We start from the raw sequence: 19,634 nt of genomic DNA, 5'->3' as shown, positions 1-19,634 counted from the left end.
AACCAGCTTATGTTTGGTTGCGAAAATTTGATGGGCGAGCCAGTCCATAATCTCCCTTTTGTCGTTGTCGCTCTGGTTTAACTGTATATATTTACCAAATGGGCAGTGCCACCTTTCTTTAGGTTTTGTCTTTTTGGCACAAAATCACAAAAAATAATTAACAGAAAATTCTAACTATATTTATGCAATGCTAATGAAAACAAACAAAACCGATCATTTGCAAAAAACAAACAGCTTTTGAAATAATATTTAATAAGCCATTGTCGAAAGGAGAGACTGCCAATGAAAATCACCATTGTTGGCGCCAACGGAAAAATTGGAAAACTGCTTGTGTCATTGTTAAAAGAAAACGGAAATCACCTTGTACAAGCAATGGTGCGCAAGGAAGAACAAAAAAAATATTTTAATGAAATAGGTGTCGAAACGGTTTTAGCGGATTTAGAAGGAACAGTAGATGAAATAGCAGAAGCGATCAAAGGTTCCGATGCTGTTGTCTTTACAGCTGGTTCTGGCGGGCATACGGGAGCGGATAAAACTTTATTGGTCGATTTAGACGGAGCGGTTAAAACAATCGAAGCGGCAGAACAAGTTGGAGCGGGCCGATTTATTATGGTCAGCGCCCTCCAAGCGCATAACAGAGAAAATTGGAATAAAAACATCAAACATTACTATGTTGCCAAACACTATGCCGACCGCATTCTCGCCGAGAGCAGTTTAAATTACACAATTATTCGGCCTGGAGCATTGCTCGACAAACATGGAACAGGGAAAATAACAGCAGCCGAAAACTTGCAAAGAGGTTCCATCCCTCGGGAAGATGTCGCTGCGGTGATTTTCGCATCCTTAACAGAAGAAAACACTTTTAAGCGCTCATTCGATCTTGTCTCCGGAAATACTCCAATCCGCGAAGCATTACGAAGCATTTAACATTTATCTAATGAAAGAAGGTTGACGAATGCAGCTTAGCATTTTAGATCAAGCACCGGTTTTACAAGGAGCTACGGCAAAAACGGCGCTCGAACAATCTCTCAAACTTGCCTGCAAGGCTGAAACATTGGGATATGCCCGCTATTGGATCGCAGAGCACCATGATCTGCCAGGTCTTGCCTGCTCCGCTCCGGAAATAATGCTTTCCTATATTGGCGCAAAAACAAAGTCCATTCGGATCGGGTCAGGCGCCACCCTTCTCCCCCATTATAAACCTTACAAAGTTGCAGAAGTGTTTAATATGCTGGCAACGTTGTTTCCAAACCGGATTGATCTTGGCATCGGCCGGGCACCCGGAGGAGACGCCCAAGCGAGTATGGCGCTTTCAGGGAATTTTCTGGAAAATGTAAGAAATATGCCAAAAACCGTTAAAGAGCTGCTTCATTTTTTATTTAACGATCATCCGCACGATCATATGTATGCCAATTTAACAGCTTCCCCCCTCCCTCCCGTGCCGCCTGAACTTTGGATTTTGGGCACAAGTAAGAAAAGCGCACTCCTTGCCGCAGAACATGGAACTGCGTATGCCTTTGGCCAATTTATGAGCAGCGAAGACGGGCGTGACATTATCAAAACGTATAAGAAGCAGTTTCAAAGAAAGAGAATGCAAACGCCAAAAGCAATCGTTGCCATTTCCGCTATATGCGCTGAAACGAGCGAAAAAGCAGAACAACTGGCTATCGACGGCATTTCGCACACCATTCAGCAAAACAACGGCCAATCTGTCAAAAAGGAAGAAATAAACCAATATAAACAAAACATGGTGATCGGCGCTCCTAATGAAGTTGCCGATCAACTAAATAAAGTAAAAACTTGGTATGATGCCGATGAAATTATGATCATAACAAACACCGGCAATTATGAAGACCGTTTAAAATCATATGAACTCATTGCCAACGTTATGAAAAAAACATCATGCTCATGATTGCGTTGACCGAAAAAGGAATCGTAGCTTTAGCCCACAATATACTGAAAGTAGATTGCATCCTCCAGCTGTTTCAGGAAAAATTCGAAAACTTACAAAAGCAAGTGGAGAAAAACGAGTTGTTTTTTTCTCCACTTGCTTCATTTTAAGGACTTTTCGGACATCCCCCCTCATTTTTATGCTTTTTCTCTCTAGAGCAATCATCATACAGCACACATCTCACCAATTCCCTGACCAAATTTATGGAGAGTAAACTGTCAGAAGTCCGGCTATCTCTTTCATTTCTATACTCAATCCCTCCCTATAGCAGCCATTTTAGAGACAGCCTTTACAATCGGCAGTTGAACAACACTCAACTTCCAATCTAATCCATCATACAGAAATTTCAAACCGTTACAATATTTTAGAATATTATTTTTTTAAAACATTAATCTTTTTTTAATTGACGTAATAAATATATTAAAATATTATTTTAATGAGCAAAAATATTATAAAAATAGTTTAATTTTTCGACAATTTGCACTATATAAAATTATATCAAAAAAATGGAGGTTTATTTTTTTATGATAACAAAAGAGCAAATTCTCCAAAGCCTCCCGCAAAAAGGGTTCTTTGGACATCCAAAAGGATTATTCACGCTGTTTTTCACGGAATTTTGGGAGCGATTTTCATATTATGGAATGAGAGCTATCCTTCTTTATTATATGTATTATGAAGTGTCGCAAGGCGGTCTAGGATTAGATGAAGCAACAGCCGCATCCATTATGGCCATTTACGGATCCCTCGTGTATATGTCAGGCACTGTGGGAGGTTGGATTGCTGATAGACTGCTGGGAACAAGCCGTACGGTGTTTTATGGCGGGATTTTAATCATGCTTGGCCATATCGTTTTGTCATTTCCGGGGAACATCACTGCTCTCTTTATTTCCATGGTGCTGATTGTTCTCGGTACTGGTTTATTAAAACCAAATGTATCCAGCGTCGTCGGCGACCTTTATGCAGAAAATGATAACCGCCGTGATGCAGGATTCAGCATATTTTATATGGGAATCAATTTAGGAGGATTTCTCGCCCCGATTATTGCCGGCACTTTAGGACAAGGGTTTAATTTCCATCTCGGTTTTAGCGCTGCAGCTGTCGGAATGTTTTTCGGTCTTTTGACATTTGTTTTAACGAAAAAGAAAAATCTTGGTCTTGCCGGAACACAAGTGCCGAATCCTTTAAGACCGGAAGAGCGAAAAAAAGTATTCACTATTTTCGGCATTGGCGCATTAGTGATTATCGCATTGCTTGCCATCACCATTCCAACCGGCCTTTTAACGATTAACAGCTTTACGATGGTTGTCAGCATCCTCGGGATTATCATTCCTGCCTGCTACTTTATCTTTATGTATCGCAGCCCCAAAACAACAGAAGTGGAACGTTCCCGCATTATTGCGTATATTCCGCTCTTTATTGCAGCTGTGGTATTCTGGGCTATTCAAGAACAAGGCTCCATTATTTTAGCAACATATGCCGATCAACGCACACAATTATCTTTTGCCGGTCTTGAACTGCAATCATCGTGGTTTCAATCGTTGAATCCGTTGTTTATTATCTTTTTGGCGCCCCTTTTTGCCTGGATTTGGGTAAAATTAGGAAAATATCAGCCGTCGACATCGAAAAAATTTTCATTTGGGCTTATTTTTGCAGGACTTTCATTCCTAGTGATGATTATCCCTGCATATGTAAACGGCAGCGAGACTTTAGTCAGCCCGCTTTGGCTGGTTCTTAGCTTCTTCCTTGTCGTTTTAGGAGAGCTTTGCTTGTCTCCGGTCGGTCTTTCGGCAACAACAAAGCTTGCGCCGGCTGCTTTTTCAGCTCAAACGATGAGCCTCTGGTTTTTAACAAGCGCATCGGCACAAGCCATTAATGCCCAAATTGTAAAATACTATACTGTTGATACGGAAATTGTGTACTTTGGAATCATCGGCACGATTTCCGTTCTGCTCGGACTCATTCTGTTTTTAATCGCACCAAAAATCCAACGGTTGATGAAGGACGTTCATTAAATCAAAAAACCTGCCTGGTCACGGGCAGGTTTTTTGGTGGTGGAAAACAACGTTATTTTTCCAAAAGTTTTAACGCTTCTCTATTAAATGCCGGCAAATCATCCGGCGTCCGGCTGGTCACTAATTGGTTTTGACAAACAACGACCTCTTCGTCATGGAAGTTTGCCCCCGCATATTCCATATCCACCCGGATTGACTTATAACCTGTTGCATCTCTGCCTTCCAACGCCTTTGCCGAAATCAACAGCTGAGGGCCATGGCAGATCGCAAATACCGGTTTTTTGGCATCCATCATTGCTTTCGTGAAGGCAACAAAACGATCATCCGCACGTAAAATATCCGGTGAAAACCCTCCAGGCAATAGCAAAGCATCAAAATCGTCCGGTTTTACATCATCAATGGAATAATCAATCGTAACTTCAGCTTCGCCTTTTTTTCCTTTAATTTTTTTGCCAGCTTCTTTTTCAATTGTTACCACTTCATGCCCGGCAGCTTTGAAAGCTTCCGCAGGGCTTGTAAATTCGCTGTCTTCAAACATGTCTGTAATAAGAGCAGCAACTTTTGCCATACATACCACCCCTTTTTCTGACTTCATTTATAGTGTAACATAAACGATTCAAAAATAAACATGATTTGCTTTCCCCAAAAGGGATTCTTTATTAAGTGTCTTAAATAAGAACTCAATTAAGTCGATATTAAAATAAGAATGTAATCACAGCAATGGAGGGAGTCAAGTTGAAAAAATTTAAGTGGAGAAACCTTTCCATAGGGACGAAATATTATTTTGTATTTGCTTTTATTTTTGTTCTTATTTTGTGTACAGCTTTCTTGATCTTTTTTCAATTAAAAAACTTAGAAGAAAATGTTGAATCCTTGAATAGAAGAAGTGATCGATCGATTATCATTACGGAAATGGGTTCCATAATGCGTGCCAAAAGTATAAGAATTTCGGATTATCTTTCCAATCATAATGAAGAGTCCGTTAATGAGTTTAAACAATTGAGCGAACAATTTACCGCTTTGGCCAAACAAGTTGAAGATAAAATGGATACAAAGGCTCAAAAAAATTTATTTCAAGGTGCAGTCGAAAATGACCAAAAAATCAACGAATTATTTTTAGAGCAAATTATACCTGAAATAGATGCCAACGGAAATGATTCTGTATATATCGACAGCTTAAAATCTCAGTCCAGCGATTTGAGATCCATCTCCATCGATTTTTTGGAAAAATTGCGTGAAATCGTAAATAAGGAACGACAAGCAGCTGTTCATAATGTTCAACAAAGCTTGGCAAACTGTATTTACATTTTTCTCATATCCATTTTCATTTCGCTGCTCGCAAGTTTAATTGTGATGGTCATCATTAACAAAAACATTCGAAAAAATCTTCATAAAATTGTCCTCTTTACCAAAGAAGTGGCAAGAGGAAATTTAGCTGGAAAATCTCTTGATTACCAAGGCAAGGATGAGATCGGCCAATTATCCAGCGCAATGAACCAAATGAGAGATGACATCAAAAATATTATTCAAAAAGTAGCACATGCTTCCGATTCCTTATCAGCACAGAGCGAAGAATTAACTCAAGCTTCAAATGAAGTAAAAGAAGGAAGTCTGCAAATTGCCACAACAATGCAAGAACTTGCTTCAGGTTCTGAAATTCAGGCAAATAACGCCTCTCAGCTTTCTCAGCAAATGGAAGAGTTTATGAACCAAATTTTGCAATCTGAAGCAGAAGGACAAGAAATCACAGAAACTTCCGAAGAAGTATTAGAGATGACTACAAATGGAAATGATTTGATGACACAATCTGTCAAACAAATGACCCATATTGACCAAATCGTCAATGAAGCAGTAAAAAAAGTGCAGGGATTGGATCAACAAACGCAAAAAATCACAAAATTGATTCAAGTGATTCGGGCAATTGCCGAACAAACCAATTTATTATCCTTAAATGCTGCAATTGAAGCAGCACATGCAGGAGAACATGGCAAAGGATTTGCAATCGTCGCGGAGGAAGTCCGCAAGCTGGCAGAACAAGTATCTTCTTCCGTTAATGAAATAACCAATATTGTTGTCAACATTCAAAAAGAATCGAAAATGGTTGTGGAATCATTGCAATTAGGATATAGTGACGTTGCAGAAGGAACAAAACAAATTAAACTGACAGGAGAGACGTTCGAAAACATCCAACATTCCGTTACAAATATGACCAAAAAAGTGCAGCAAATATTTAAAGATTTGAAAAATATTACAGAAAACAGCACGGTCATGAATAAATCGATTGAGGACATCGCCGCAATTTCCGAACAATCTGCCGCTGGAGTGGAACAGGTGGCATCTGCCGCTCAACAATCCGCCAGTTCAATGGAAGAGGTTTCAAGAAGCGCAGGAGAATTGGCGAAATTGGCTGAACAGCTCAATGAAGAAATTAAAGTGTTCCGTTTTAACTAATTATGTATTAGACTGGAAAGAAACGATTTATCGCCTTTCTTTCCAGTTTTTTTAGCATTTTGCCCTCAGGGGGAATTTCACGGATCCAACATTTCTTTATCCAACATATTTTTTTAATATGCGATCTACTGAAGCCCCATATGCCTCTCCGAACAAATTAAGATGGACAAGCAAATAATAAAGCTGATACAAAGGCTTCATTTCTTCATATCTGTCCGATAGCGGATAATTTTCATGGTATGCTCGGTAAAACGCTGGCGAAAATCCACCAAACAGTTCCGTAAATGCCAAGTCAAAATGGCGGTCTCCGTACAAAACGGACGGGTCTATTAAAAATGGTTCGCCGCCCGGCCCTGCAATCCAATTCCCGCTCCAAAGATCACCATGCAATAGTGAAGCTTTCGGATTCATTGGGATCCATTGATCCAAACAAGAAAAAAGTTTTTCCAATAAAATTCTTCTTTTTCCTTGAATTCGGCCGATTTGGATGCCCAGTCGAAATTGCTGCAGCAAGCGGCAATCACGATAATATTCTAACCATGTTGAGAACAAACCGTTTTGTTGAGGCAAAGTGCCGATATATGTATCAGTTGGATAACCATGTTGAGGAAAATGATGATGATGCAATTCCGATAGTTTTTTTCCCAACCTTTCTTCCGTGTCTTCTTTTGCTTCGTTTTTCAACCACTCCAAAAGCAAAAATCCTTGTTCTTCTTCATCGGAGTATGCATACACGTTTGGAACAGAAACTGTATTCGTCGCTTGAATTTGTCTCAAACCTTCGACTTCCGTCCGAAAAAATCCTTTTGGCGCTCGTAACTGATATTTCAAAAAGTATGTGCGTTTTGACGTTTGCACAAAATAGCTTTCATTTATATCCCCTCCGCGCACCCGTTTTATATTTTGAACAGGTTCAAAGTCTCCTGCTGACCGCAGCGCAGCCAAAACGATCTCTTCCATTTAGCTTCCCTCCCTTCTTCTTTACCATATCACCGGATAAATTGTCATGACGGCCCAATTCGAGTCTCTTCCCTTAAAAGCGAAGAGACTCAAACTTTCATTCACCTTTATATTTCTCAATCCCCTTTCCTTTTACTTTTTAACGACCCAAGAACAAAAAATTCAAGAGCTTTTACATCTTCAATTAACCTTTTCCGCAATTGTTGATACTCCTGTACGGTTTGATAATCATAACTGCTGCTCTCTTCATAAATCGAACACATTCTGTCAATCGATTCATAAATTCGCGCAAAATTTTGTTGAATCAACTGCATTGTTTTATTCAATTTTTTTCTCCTCTCCTATCATTTGATTTTTAAAAAACGAAGAAAAATGAACACCTCCTCTAAAAAAAACGCCCCAACCGCAATGAGCAGAGGAGGCAAAAATTTCTTTACTTATATAATTTCGGAATAATTGTTGATAAATTAGACCTTATCACATAAGAGAACCGATTTTTATTTCGTTATTTATCATTACTATTCATTAGAACAAATTAACTGAATGTTCCATAAACAATTTTCATTTGTTTTAATAGAAGCGATAATCCATTCATGATACAATAAAAGATATTGTGAATTAGGAGGGGACAGAATGACCAAACAAGAAATAGAACAAAAAATGATCGAATTAAAAGCTGATTATATTCGCATTCAAGGGGACATCGAGAAGCTGGAATCTGTGGGAGAGCAAGTAACGCGGGCAGAACAGCAGCTCGTTGAAATAGAAAATCAACTAGCAGAACTCAGAAGGATGCTCGCCGAATGTTCATGAACCCCATCTCCACGAATGTTGGGAAAAAGATTTTTTAAAGGATCTGAGCCCGCCGAAACGATCCATTTTTGTTGACAGCATAAAATATTCCTTTGACCTCTAGCGTATAAATGTAACACCAACCATCAGGCATACTCTTAAAACGGGCATTGGAAAACGTTTTTTTCAATAACTTGTCTATTGATTGTGCAAGACAAACTGTAAATAAGCAAAATTTTCAGCCGTATTTTCTTTAAGACTTCCAGATGCCCTCCAACTACTCCTTCACACAGAACACAAGCGCATTTCAATACAGACGTCGTTCCGCCCGCTTTTGCCATGATTGCAGCGCAATTTCGTTCCCTGTTCAAGCAAGGGAAAATATGTCAGACCATCCCTCGATGTTAAATGTTCATTGTTTGAAAAGCTGAAGAAACTTACCCATTTGCCTCCTCATTTCTTCCATCAGGATGCCGCGTTGACAATCGGATTGCCTATACATAGGCTGCTATCGGTTTTTATTTTCCATCTATTTCATAAAGAACGCTGATCATCGTTTTCCTTCCTTTATTGTATAATATAATAGCCGTTTTCATTCGCAAAATAAAAAAGCTTAGCTTCCAACCAATTATTCTTTGCGGAAGCCAAATTAAAAACTGCGTTATATTATTTAACGATGTTATAGAAAACAAAATAATTTTTTTGTAAATTTCATTACAGAAAAAAACAGGAAAAACAATTTTTTGCTGGAATTTTATTTTTATCCTTACAAATTTCAAAATTTTCATAATCATTTGGATATCCTTTACAAAAAGTGTTATCACCATTCATACAATTTAAATTACTCAGGGGGGATGGATTTTGGAAGAATTTGTTTCATGGTTAAACGGTGTTATCTGGAGTCCAGCATTAATTTTTTTGTGCATAGGAGCAGGACTGTTTTATTCCTTTTTAACGCGTTTTTTGCAAATAAGACATTTTAAAGAAATGATCAAGCTCATGTTCCAAGGGAAAAGTTCTGAAGCAGGAGTATCTTCTTTTCAAGCGTTGTCGATGGCACTGTCGGGAAGGGTGGGAACCGGAAACATTGCGGGAGTCGCCACGGCTATTGCCTTTGGCGGACCGGGAGCGGTCTTTTGGATGTGGCTTATTGCCTTTCTTGGCGCAAGTTCAGCTTTTATTGAAGCAGCTCTTGGGCAAGTGTACAAAACAAAACTGGATGGAAAATACCGCGGCGGGCCCGCCTACTATATTGAAAAAGGACTAAAAATGAAATGGTATGCATTACTATTTGCTATTATTACTGTCATCGCAACAGGAATATTGCTGCCTGGCGTTCAGGCAAACAGCATTGCCGCAAGCATGGAAAATGCCTTCGGGATTCATCCTTTCGCCACTGGGCTTCTACTAGTTGTTTTGTTGGCTGCCATTATATTTGGCGGTGTCAAACGGATTGCAATGGTTGCGCAAATCGTGGTCCCTTTTATGGCATTAGGCTATATTTTGGTCGCACTGTTAGTCGTCTTTTTCAACATTACGAAATTGCCTGAGGTCATTGCACTCATTTTTTCCAGTGCATTTGGGGCAAATGCCACTTTTGGAGGAATTATGGGAGCTGCAATCAGTTGGGGGATAAAGCGGGGAATTTACTCAAATGAGGCCGGGCAAGGAACAGCGCCCCACGCCGCAGCGGCAGCAGAAGTTTCCCATCCCGCTAAACAAGGGCTCGTTCAAGCATTTTCGATTTATGTTGATACTTGGTTTGTCTGTACAGCAACAGCTTTCATGATCCTTTTTACTGGTATGTACAACGTTTCTCCGGAAAACTCGGAACCAATTGTCAATCGGTTGGGAGACGTTGAGCCTGGCCCGATTTTTACACAAAAAGCCGTTGAGACGCTGTTTCCGAGCTTTGGAGCCCCATTCGTAGCCATTGCCCTATTTTTCTTTTGTTTCACGACCATTATGGCCTACTACTATATGGCTGAAACCAATTTAGCCTACATCAACCAAAAGACGAGACGCATTTGGACGGAATATGCATTAAAAATTGTCATTTTGGCCGTTGTTTTTTACGGCAGCATAAAAACCGCAAGCTTGGCTTGGGCTTTGGGTGACATCGGCGTTGGAAGCATGGCTTGGTTAAACCTTATTGCCATATTGCTTTTGTCCAAACCCGCATTAAAAATATTAAAAGACTATGAAAAACAAAAAAGCGAGGGAAAAGATCCCGTATTTGATCCAGTCAAACTTGGCATTGCTGATGCTGATTTTTGGGAGAAAGAGTATGAAGACAATGTGTCAGCCAAAGTAGGCAACCGATAACGATTCATAAAAGAACACTACCTCAAACCGTAAAACGGATGGAAGCGGCTCAAAACAAGGAAAAAACACCTCCTGAATCAATTATTCCGTGCGATTGATGGAGGTGTTTTACAGTTGATGCTCAATATTCTGCATTTTAGCTAAAAAATTTGTATAAGTGTGGCGTTTGGAAATTAAAATCTTTTAAAACCTTTTCTTGGGCGCCTTATTTTTGAAAATCAATCGATTCCTCTTCATCGTTCAAGTAAATGGATGTTTGGCCAGGCTTTGTTGCAGCAATTATGTTACCACGCCGAATGGAGTACTTTATTGACGCTTGCCGGCGAATGGCGTCATACTCATCTTTCGCATCCAAGACAATCAAATTGGCAGGTTTCCCCTCTTCAATCCCATAGTCTCCTTCCATATTGAGCGTCTTGGCGCTGTTGGTTGTGATCAGATCAATCGAATTGACAATTTGCTCATATCCCATCAATTGACATGCATGAATACCCATAAATAAAACTTGCAACATATTTCCGGTTCCAAGGGGATACCATGGATCAAAAATATCGTCATGTCCAAAGCAAACGTTGAGGCCGTTTTCCAACAGTTCTTTAACCCTTGTAATTCCGCGGCGTTTCGGATATGTGTCAAACCGACCCTGCAAATGAATATTGACAAGAGGATTGGCGACAAAATGAATGCCCGACAGTTTTAACAGCCGCATCAGCTTGTAAGCATATGCATTATTATAAGAATGCATAGCGGTCGTATGGCTGGCCGTCACCCGTTTGCCCATTCCGCTTACATATGCCTCTTTGGCGACTACCTCAATAAACCGTGATTGTTCATCATCAATTTCATCACAGTGAATGTCAATGAGACGATCGTATTTTTCAGCCAGCTTGAAAATTTTCTTAATGGAATCTACTCCGTCTTCCCTTGTAAATTCATAGTGCGGGATGCCCCCGACTGCATCAGCCCCCATTTTTAAAGCCTCTTCCAGAAGTTCCTCACCGCGGGGATAAGAAAGAATTCCTTCTTGAGGAAAGGCGACAATTTGCAAATCAACATATGAAGCCATTTCTTCCTTTACTTCCAGCAATGCTTGCAGCGCAGTCAGATAGGGATCCGTCACATCCACGTGAGTTCTGACATGCTGGATCCCTTGGGCAATTTGCCATTTCAATGCTGTTGTCGCACGCCTTTTTACATCTTCCTTTGTCAGAAATGCTTTTCGTTCAGCCCATCTTTGAATCCCTTCAAATAAAGTGCCGCTTTCATTCCAATGCGGTTCTCCGGCCGTGAGAGTGGTGTCTAAATGAATATGGGGTTCAACAAACGGCGGGAGCACCAAACAACCGTTTGCATCGATCACTTCATCATTTTCATGGAACTCTTCTCCTTGAATTATTTTTTTGATGACACCCTGATCAATGACGATCGTCCAATTCCCGTCTTTTCCCCGAAGTTTTGCGTTTGTAATAATCATGCCGTTCACCTTTCTGCCTCTATCTTTTTATTGTCAGAGCTTTGAAAAATCTTTATTGCAGCGTGCATCACAACATACGATAAGCCCGCCCCCAATAAAGAGTTTAACGGTGTAATTCCAGGTATAAATTTACCAGAAATTGCTCCAATGATCCATGCCGCAATGGCAATCCAATGAACTTCCTTAAATTTCATGTTCTCAATTGCCGGATAATTGCGCCGATTAAGAAGAAAATAGTCAGCTAAAATGATCGCTCCGATCGGCGGCAAAGTGGATCCCAAAAACGTTAGAAAACCGACAAAATGATTATATAGCCAAACAGACAAAACAGTTCCAACAAATCCATTAAAAAGAACAATTTTACTCTTCGGAATTTTTGTGATGTTGGAAAAACCCAACCCCGATGCGTAAAGAGCGTTATCATTAGTTGTCCAAATGTTCAGACCTAACACAATGATCGCCGGAATGATTAACCCTTGCAAAAACATGACTTCTGAAATGTCCGCTTTGCCTGTGGCGACTGCTCCGATTCCGCCGAATAAAAACATGAGAGAATTTCCAAGAAAAAAAGCGATCACTGTTGCAAGCACGGCATTCCGCCTGTTATTTGAAAATCTCGTAAAATCCGGTGTCAATGTTCCCCCGCTAATAAAAGAACCTATGCATATCGCAATGGCGGCGCTTAATGTTAACGATTCTTTCGGTTCATAATGCATCATCGCTTGCAGTCCGCCTAAATCATCCAATGCTCTTATCACGGAAAATCCGCCTAAAATGATGATTGCCGGTACAGCAATAAAGCTTAAAATCGTTAAAGCCCTCATGCCGACAAATGCCGTTGATGTCATCAAAATTCCACCAATGATAACGAGCCAAATGACATCAATTTGCGTCACTTTTTCAATTGGCAAGGCGAACATGGCTACTCCAACGCCAAACCATCCGACTTGGGTAATCCCTAATAAAAATGAGGCCAAATAAGACCCTTTTTCACCAAATGAATAACGAGCCAAAAGATGAGTGGACAAACCGGTGTCCGCTGCTGTATAGCTCAGCAAGCCAGTGTAAGTTCCAAGCAAAAAGTTTCCAATAAGGACAACCAGTATAAACTCTTTTGCATTTAAACTGACCCCGAGCGTCCCGCCAGCCGCCATGCTTGCGGAAAAAAAGGTAAAACCCATCATCACCATAAACATTTTCCAAAACCCGCTTCTGCTGCTTTCTGGTACCGAAGTTAGTGAAAAATCGTGATCTGCATGTTTTCCCATGTCTATACCTCCTGATGCTTTTTCATATTAAAATTGTGAAGATGATCTATTATTTTACATAAAACTAATAGAATTGTTTCGGAGTATGGAATAAAATTTAACATTAAAATGATTGGAAGACATTCAGTGTTATTTTTTAAGAAAACAGGAGAACAAACCATATATCCATCCAAATAATCTATTTACGCCTTTCTTGTAAAGATTCTGCCCTATTTCTAAGTTTCTCGAAATGTATTATGATAAATGAATAGCGGACTAATCCGCTTTTTGACGTAAACCGTCCATCTCAGTTTCTTTTTTGTTATTTTTGCAGAGGAGGAAATGCAATTGTATAAGCAATATTTGCCGTTTGCTATAGAACTTGCAAAAGAAGCGGGGGAATTTATTTTTCCGCATGCCGGAAAAGCAGGCCGGCAGACTTTGAAAGCCGCTAAAGATTTTGTGACGGAAATGGATGTAAAAGTGGAAAAACTGATTATTCAGCGAATACAAGATCAATACCCTGAACACCGGATTTTTAGCGAAGAAGCCGGAAGCATTGATGGAAAAGCGGACTTGGAATGGGTGATTGATCCGATTGACGGCACCATTAACTATAGTGTCGGCGTACCGCTTTACGGCGTATCAATCGCTCTCACCTTTCAAAATCAACCGGTTGTTGCCGCCATCTCCTTGCCTGCTTTAGGCGAAACATATTGGGCGGCAAAAGGAGAAGGCGCCTTTCAGGATGGAAAGCCTTTAAAAGTTAGAAAAGCCGATCTTTCTGAAGCTTTTGTTTCGATCGGCGATTTTGCTAAAGACGGGAATACGGAAACCAACCAAGAACGCCTGAACACGATTGCGCATTTTGTTAACGATATTTACAGACTTCGAATGATTGGCACTGCTGCGGTAACATTGGCCTATATTGCATCAGGAAGGCTTGATTTGGGAGTTTACTATAAACCGAACTTTTATGATATTGCAGCTGGCGAGCTGATTATTGCGGAGGCCGGAGGAACGAAAAAGACTGCGGGAAATTATACGGTTTTTGGCCATCCGCAAACGGCGGAACAATTGATTGCTTTGCTCTCGAAAGCCGCCGAATAAAGCAGAAATTCCGGAAGTTTTTCTATCAGCAAGCAGAAAGTGATATATACCCTATTCTTGTTAAATCGGGAGCAATGCCTGTGCCTTTTCATTTGGCTGCAGGATTGAACGAACGATTTGCAATGAAAACATTCAAAAGGAAGTTTTACAGATGAAAAAGCAAATATTGTTAGTCGATGGCATGGCACTATTATTTAGAGGTTTTTATGCAACGGCATACAGGGGCAATTTTATGAAAACGAGCCAAGGAGTGCCGACAAATGGCGTGTATCAATTTTTGCGCTATTTTTTTAATGCGGTTCATACGTTTAAACCGACACACGTCATTTGTTGCTGGGATATGGGAAAGAAAACATTTCGGAACGATCTCTTTCATGCTTATAAAGCAAATCGGGCGGAACCGCCTGAAGAACTGGTTCCGCAATTCGAACTTGCTAAAGATGTTATGGAAGCTTTTAACGTCCCCAATATTGGAATGGAAAACTTCGAAGCAGACGACTGCATCGGCACATTAGCTCATCATTACGCACCTGAACATGAAGTGACGATATTAACAGGCGATCAAGATATTTTACAGCTTGTGTCCGAAGGAATTCGAGTTGCCATTTTAAAAAAAGGCCAAGGGAACTATGACCTATTTGATCATAGCAATTTTTATAAAAAAAAAGGAATCCTTCCAAGGCAAATCATTGATTTAAAAGGATTAATGGGCGATTCTGCCGATAATTATCCGGGCGTCAAAGGGATCGGCGAAAAGACGGCGCTCAAACTTTTAAAGGATTATGATTCCATTGACCAAATAGTTGAAAAAATCGATCATTTGCCAAAAGGAATCAAAACAAAAATAGAACAAAATCTAGATTTGATGTATTTGTCAAAAAACTTGGCTGAAATTAAATGCGACCTGCCAATCAGCTGCTCCTTAGATGACGCTTTATGGCATTATGATCAAAACAAAGCTGAAACAAAATTGATTGAGCTAGAAATCCGCAATCTTGCTCGATTTTTTTCATAATTACGGTTTTAACACAACTTTTATACAGCCGTCTTGCCGATTGTTAAATATTTCATATCCATGCGGCGCTTTGTCTAACGGTAGAGTATGTGTAATAATAACCGTCGGATCAAATTCTTCTTTTTCAATTTTTTCATAAATCTCCTGCATGTAGCTTCTTGCAGGAGCCTGCCCCGTTTTCAGCGTGACATTTCTGCTGAAAAATGGTCCTAATGGAAACATATTGTACAAACCGCCATATACTCCCGTAATTTGTACGGTCCCCCCTTTTTTCACCGCTTTTGTCGAAATTTGAATAGGTCCAAGTGTCCCTCCCTGCAATTTCAATTTCTGTTCGATGTATTCCAAAGGCGACTTTTTGCCATCCATCCCGACACAGTCAATGACAACATCCGCGCCCCCTTTTGTCACTTCTTTTAGCGTCTCGCCCATATCATCGTATTCCGTAAAATCAAAAGTTTCCGTACGATTCACTTTTTTGGCATGATCCAGCCGGTAGCCGATATAATCAACGGCAATGACGCGTTCTGCTCCTTTCATCCAAGCAAACTTTTGCGCCATGAGACCAACTGGACCGCATCCCAACACGATCACCGTATCTCCTTTTTTTACTCCTGCATTATCTACACTCCAATAAGCGGTAGGCAAAACATCAGATAAAAACAGCAATCTTTCGTCCTCCCATTCACAGCTCGGCGGGACGACAAACGGGGTATAATTCCCAAAAGGAACTCGCAGATATTCGGCTTGCCCTCCGGGATAGTTTCCATATTTCTCCGAATAGCCGAAATATCCTCCTGAATCGTAATGAGGGTTGGAATTATCGCACTGGCTATCTAAATGATGTTTACAGTAGTAGCACTGACCGCAAGCCACCGTAAACGGGAGCACAACGCGGTCTCCTTTTTTCACCTTCGTCACTTCAGAACCCGTTTCTTCTACAATCCCCATCGGCTCATGACCAATAATATATCCGATTGGGAGAGGAAAATTCCCTTGATATAAGTGCAAATCGGAACCGCAAATAGCAGTCGAAGTTATTTTTACAATAATATCCTGCGGATCTTGAATAACCGGGTCATCAACCTTTTTTACTTCAACACTTTGCCTTCCTTGATATGTAACAGCTTTCATCTAATTTACCTCCAAGTTATATTTTTCCTTGATTCACGAAAAAATTTATTCTATTGACTTTAACAATGTCTTTTTTACATTTTGTCAAATTAGATGTTTTATTCATTTTTTATATAAACTTATATAAACTATTAAGCGAAACTTGTAAAAAGACAATCCAACGATAAACAGATGATGTATCGGTTTTGGTAAAATGCGCCTTTTTCCCTAATACCAAAACACTAGCAATTATTTTATGAAGTTCTATAATGACTGAAAATATGAACAAAAAATACAAAACGGTTGCTTCCATACGTAAAGTATCCAAGGGAATCGCCGGACATTTAAAACAGGGACTGTCTCAAAGGGACAACTCAGAGGCGGAGTATTGTTTTTAACATGGAACGCCCCTTTTTCAATTATCGTTATTAAGATTGCAATACACCGATACTCCAAAAAAAAACTAAAAACCCCATGGGGGATTTTTAGTTCCTAAAGTAAAAGCCTTTAATCAGTTTTTAAATTCTCTGGACATTTTCCAGTTGTATGAACATTTATTTGCCGTATGCTTGGCAATTCATCACCGTATTGGCATTGAAGCATCCCATAACCTATGCCGCTTAAACCAATCATTAAGCCAATTGCCTCCACGCCTCTAGAGATTCCTCTATCAAACGAATTTTTTTGAAAATACGACAGCAGCTGATTTTTTGTTTTGGCAATATTTTGATTCAGGCTGGTATACCTGCCAGAGAATTGGCGCAAATTTCCAAATTACCAAAATCACCATGACAAAAATATTGCAGGATCCTTCCATTCTTATTCTTGATGAACCGACGAACGGATTGGATCCACAAAGAATTATAGATTTGAGAAAGTATTTAAGGCATCTGGCAGATGATCGAAAAAAACGATTTTAATTTCCAGCCACTTGTTATCAGAAATGGAATTGATTGCTGACCAGTATGGCATTATGCAAAACGGCGAGCTTCTGCAAATTCAAGAAAATGACCCCTCACAACAAAAAGTTCGCTACCTTCTTCAAATAAGCGGCCTTGCTTCGGAAAAATGTGCGTGAACCTGTATTTATTTCAGAGAAAACGGGAAAATCTCTATCAACAACCTTGTTTTCAATTTATTAACAATCCTTTTATTCAGCAGCCAGCATAACATCAACAAATTTCACCACATATCGCTTATTGTTTGTATTGCCCGGAACACACAATATTAAGTCTTCTTTATACACTATATCTTTTAACATAGCAATATCTCCCGCTTTAATACCAACAATGTCATTGCGATTTGCTGGTGAATAATAAACCTCTTTATATGGCAGCTTTTTCCCTTCGCTTAATGATTGAATGGGAATTAGCTGCCCATCTTTATTCATTTGATCAAAAAATTTTTTGTCAATAATTAAAACATCGACAGTCCCGGCAGCGATTTCTGCAATAATTTTTTGCAAACTTACTGCGGAATCCGGGTTATTTCCATCCGAAGAGTATGTGACCGCTTGAACAATCACTTCCTTTTCTTTTCTTTCATTTTTACTTAAAAGTTGTTTATTTAATGTTTCCTGTAATGTATAAGCATTTTCGCGATTGATCTGTTCTCCGGCAATCATAATTTGTAAAGCGCTATCTTTATGACTCATCCAAGAGTGAACAAATGAACCAATGGCAATGAAGGCAAATAAAGTCCCGATGATATGGAGTTTATAGTAGTCCCATATATACTCTATTTTTTCTTTTGCCGACATTGGTGCTAGTATTTCCTTCATGCTTTTTTTCATTTTCGACACTTCTTTCGTTGACAGAAAATGTTTTGTTCATGTCGCCCGAAGGCTGTTAGCAAAGGCTTGTCTATTTTTTAATATTAGCAATGGAAAATGGAATCGTGTCCAACTATTCAGAATATAAGCACAATACCATTATATCTGTCAATATCGAAAATATGAAACAGGGAAATTCTAATGCAAACATGAACGATATATTGCTATCTTAAATGGATCAAAACTCGCTTGTTTGGTCATGAAATATTTAAAACAACTTAGGTATACAATAATTTCCATATACTCCCAAAACCCAAATATAGATTTCCGGCTGCTTTTCAGTTGATCTTGCCGCTCTTCTTAACAGGCCAAGTCCTAATTATTGTGTAAAATTATACTCCCAGGCCAGTAAACCTAAATTCCCGGCCAATCCAACCGCTTCCTTTTTACACAAAATTCAGGACATAATCTTCTTAACAATCGATATTTTTTAAATTTCATTGATTTCTGCTCATTCTTTTATTTGGAAGGGACAGTTTTTTAAGCTTAGTCTTTTGTGTATCCATTACTTTTACCTTTACTTGGATGGATTGAATTCTATCCTTTGTTAAAAAAATTTTTTCAGCAAACCCATCCTCTCTATTCCAACATAAGAAAAAAATGGACATACTTTCTATTATTTAGTAATGAATGATTTCATCTTATTAAAAACAACCACATAAGTTTTTGAACACACCAGCATCGGAAAACAGAAAAGAAAAACGGACGTTTAAATCAACTTCCAGTTGGTTCTTTTGCATTTATAATTTTGCAATCAACTCATTAATCACCATTGAATATTGATAAACTCCTCCTGAAGCGCACCGGATTTGTTGTATCAAAACCTTTAGCATCACAACTAAAAATAAATGTGTGTCGCATCCTGTTTTTGAGAAGATTTTGGTTTTTTTCTTCTATTTCTAATATATTCCTAAAACAAAACTTCCTCAAACATTCCCTTCCCTTTTTTGACCATATTTCTTCCTTATATTCGTAGTAATTTCTCACACCTTCAGTAGACCATCAGATTTTTTCCACTGCAAAACATTCTTTCTCTTCATGATAAACATTTCAAACGCGGTTGTACATATTTCTTTTTATTTTTGGATCTGTGAAAAAAGGAAATGTTGATTTTTACAAAATATTGTTATAATAAAGGGAAAGTAACGCTTTGTCCGAGTGGCAAGGGTTGAATAAAGCTTTTTCAGCAATTTGCTTAAATTCTTCGGAGATTAAATCCAACTCAAAAAACAGATCTCATTATTGGCTGAAACGCTATGTTGATCTTGCTTCCCCTGCCGGAGGTCGAAAGATTGATAAAAAGGATCATCTTTCTAAGTTTCAACCTAATGATGTGTGTTTCACTTTAACTAT

The 19,634-nt window shown here is 39.2% G+C and carries 16 protein-coding genes; 8 read left to right on the top strand and 8 right to left on the bottom strand.

Annotation, left to right across the window (positions count from 1 at the left end):
- Positions 1 to 282: 282 nt before the first annotated feature.
- The 3 genes from AC0KTX_RS12420 to AC0KTX_RS12410 all read left to right on the top strand — a co-directional run bounded on the left by AC0KTX_RS12420 (position 283) and on the right by AC0KTX_RS12410 (position 3,963).
- Positions 283 to 927 carry an SDR family oxidoreductase gene (locus AC0KTX_RS12420; protein ID WP_474252483.1) on the top strand — a complete coding sequence of 215 codons (645 nt, stop codon included), beginning with the start codon at positions 283 to 285 and terminating at the stop codon, positions 925 to 927.
- Between the two features lie 28 nt (positions 928 to 955).
- Positions 956 to 1,912 carry an LLM class flavin-dependent oxidoreductase gene (locus AC0KTX_RS12415; protein WP_474252482.1) on the top strand — a complete coding sequence of 319 codons (957 nt, stop codon included), beginning with the start codon at positions 956 to 958 and terminating at the stop codon, positions 1,910 to 1,912.
- Between the two features lie 563 nt (positions 1,913 to 2,475).
- Complete coding sequence (locus AC0KTX_RS12410; RefSeq protein WP_474252481.1) at positions 2,476 to 3,963, top strand: peptide MFS transporter; 1,488 nt, start codon at positions 2,476 to 2,478, stop codon at positions 3,961 to 3,963.
- Positions 3,964 to 4,015: 52 nt separating this feature from the next.
- Here AC0KTX_RS12410 and AC0KTX_RS12405 read toward each other — a convergent pair whose 3' ends face one another.
- Positions 4,016 to 4,531, bottom strand: coding sequence for a type 1 glutamine amidotransferase domain-containing protein (locus AC0KTX_RS12405; RefSeq protein ID WP_474252480.1), 516 nt, complete (start codon positions 4,529 to 4,531; stop codon positions 4,016 to 4,018).
- Positions 4,532 to 4,698: 167 nt separating this feature from the next.
- Between AC0KTX_RS12405 and AC0KTX_RS12400 the strand changes: the two genes are divergently transcribed.
- The gene (locus AC0KTX_RS12400) at positions 4,699 to 6,414 is read left to right on the top strand and encodes a methyl-accepting chemotaxis protein (protein ID WP_474252479.1); all 1,716 of its coding nucleotides are present in this window, start codon (positions 4,699 to 4,701) and stop codon (positions 6,412 to 6,414) included.
- A 96-nt stretch (positions 6,415 to 6,510) separates the two neighbouring features.
- Here the strand turns inward: AC0KTX_RS12400 and AC0KTX_RS12395 are convergent, their stop codons facing one another.
- Both AC0KTX_RS12395 and AC0KTX_RS12390 read right to left on the bottom strand, forming a co-directional pair.
- The gene (locus AC0KTX_RS12395; protein WP_474252478.1) at positions 6,511 to 7,374 is read right to left on the bottom strand and encodes a fructosamine kinase family protein; all 864 of its coding nucleotides are present in this window, start codon (positions 7,372 to 7,374) and stop codon (positions 6,511 to 6,513) included.
- A 116-nt stretch (positions 7,375 to 7,490) separates the two neighbouring features.
- Entirely contained in the window at positions 7,491 to 7,700 is a 210-nt protein-coding gene (locus AC0KTX_RS12390) for a hypothetical protein (protein WP_474252477.1), read from the bottom strand.
- A gap of 307 nt (positions 7,701 to 8,007) precedes the next feature.
- On the opposite strand from AC0KTX_RS12390, the gene AC0KTX_RS12385 reads away from it, so the two are divergent.
- Positions 8,008 to 8,187, top strand: coding sequence for an SE1832 family protein (locus AC0KTX_RS12385; protein WP_474252476.1), 180 nt, complete (start codon positions 8,008 to 8,010; stop codon positions 8,185 to 8,187).
- Positions 8,188 to 9,024: 837 nt separating this feature from the next.
- The gene (locus AC0KTX_RS12380; RefSeq protein WP_474252485.1) at positions 9,025 to 10,491 is read left to right on the top strand and encodes an alanine/glycine:cation symporter family protein; all 1,467 of its coding nucleotides are present in this window, start codon (positions 9,025 to 9,027) and stop codon (positions 10,489 to 10,491) included.
- A gap of 205 nt (positions 10,492 to 10,696) precedes the next feature.
- Here AC0KTX_RS12380 and AC0KTX_RS12375 read toward each other — a convergent pair whose 3' ends face one another.
- Entirely contained in the window at positions 10,697 to 11,965 is a 1,269-nt protein-coding gene (locus tag AC0KTX_RS12375; RefSeq protein WP_474252475.1) for a cytosine deaminase, read from the bottom strand.
- Between the two features lie 5 nt (positions 11,966 to 11,970).
- A complete protein-coding gene (gene codB / locus AC0KTX_RS12370; RefSeq protein WP_474252474.1) occupies positions 11,971 to 13,233 on the bottom strand; it encodes a cytosine permease in 1,263 nt (420 codons plus the stop codon).
- A gap of 327 nt (positions 13,234 to 13,560) precedes the next feature.
- Here codB and AC0KTX_RS12365 point away from each other — a divergent pair, with 327 nt between their 5' ends.
- Positions 13,561 to 14,322 carry an inositol monophosphatase family protein gene (locus tag AC0KTX_RS12365; RefSeq protein ID WP_474252473.1) on the top strand — a complete coding sequence of 254 codons (762 nt, stop codon included), beginning with the start codon at positions 13,561 to 13,563 and terminating at the stop codon, positions 14,320 to 14,322.
- A 151-nt stretch (positions 14,323 to 14,473) separates the two neighbouring features.
- Positions 14,474 to 15,337 carry a 5'-3' exonuclease gene (locus tag AC0KTX_RS12360; RefSeq protein ID WP_474252472.1) on the top strand — a complete coding sequence of 288 codons (864 nt, stop codon included), beginning with the start codon at positions 14,474 to 14,476 and terminating at the stop codon, positions 15,335 to 15,337.
- Here AC0KTX_RS12360 and AC0KTX_RS12355 read toward each other — a convergent pair whose 3' ends face one another.
- The 3 genes from AC0KTX_RS12355 to AC0KTX_RS12345 form a co-directional block, all read right to left on the bottom strand.
- Positions 15,338 to 16,471, bottom strand: a complete 1,134-nt coding sequence (locus AC0KTX_RS12355) for a zinc-dependent alcohol dehydrogenase (protein WP_474252471.1) — start codon at positions 16,469 to 16,471, stop codon at positions 15,338 to 15,340.
- A 486-nt stretch (positions 16,472 to 16,957) separates the two neighbouring features.
- Entirely contained in the window at positions 16,958 to 17,215 is a 258-nt protein-coding gene (locus AC0KTX_RS12350; RefSeq protein WP_474252470.1) for a lanthionine synthetase LanC family protein, read from the bottom strand.
- Between the two features lie 385 nt (positions 17,216 to 17,600).
- Positions 17,601 to 18,242, bottom strand: coding sequence for a hypothetical protein (locus tag AC0KTX_RS12345; RefSeq protein ID WP_474252469.1), 642 nt, complete (start codon positions 18,240 to 18,242; stop codon positions 17,601 to 17,603).
- Positions 18,243 to 19,634: the final 1,392 nt, after the last annotated feature.

The sequence above is a fragment of the Aeribacillus sp. JST-2 genome (assembly GCF_056032925.1).
The sequence above is the reverse complement of the archived record's forward strand: the minus strand, read 5'-3'. Positions and strand labels throughout refer to the sequence as shown.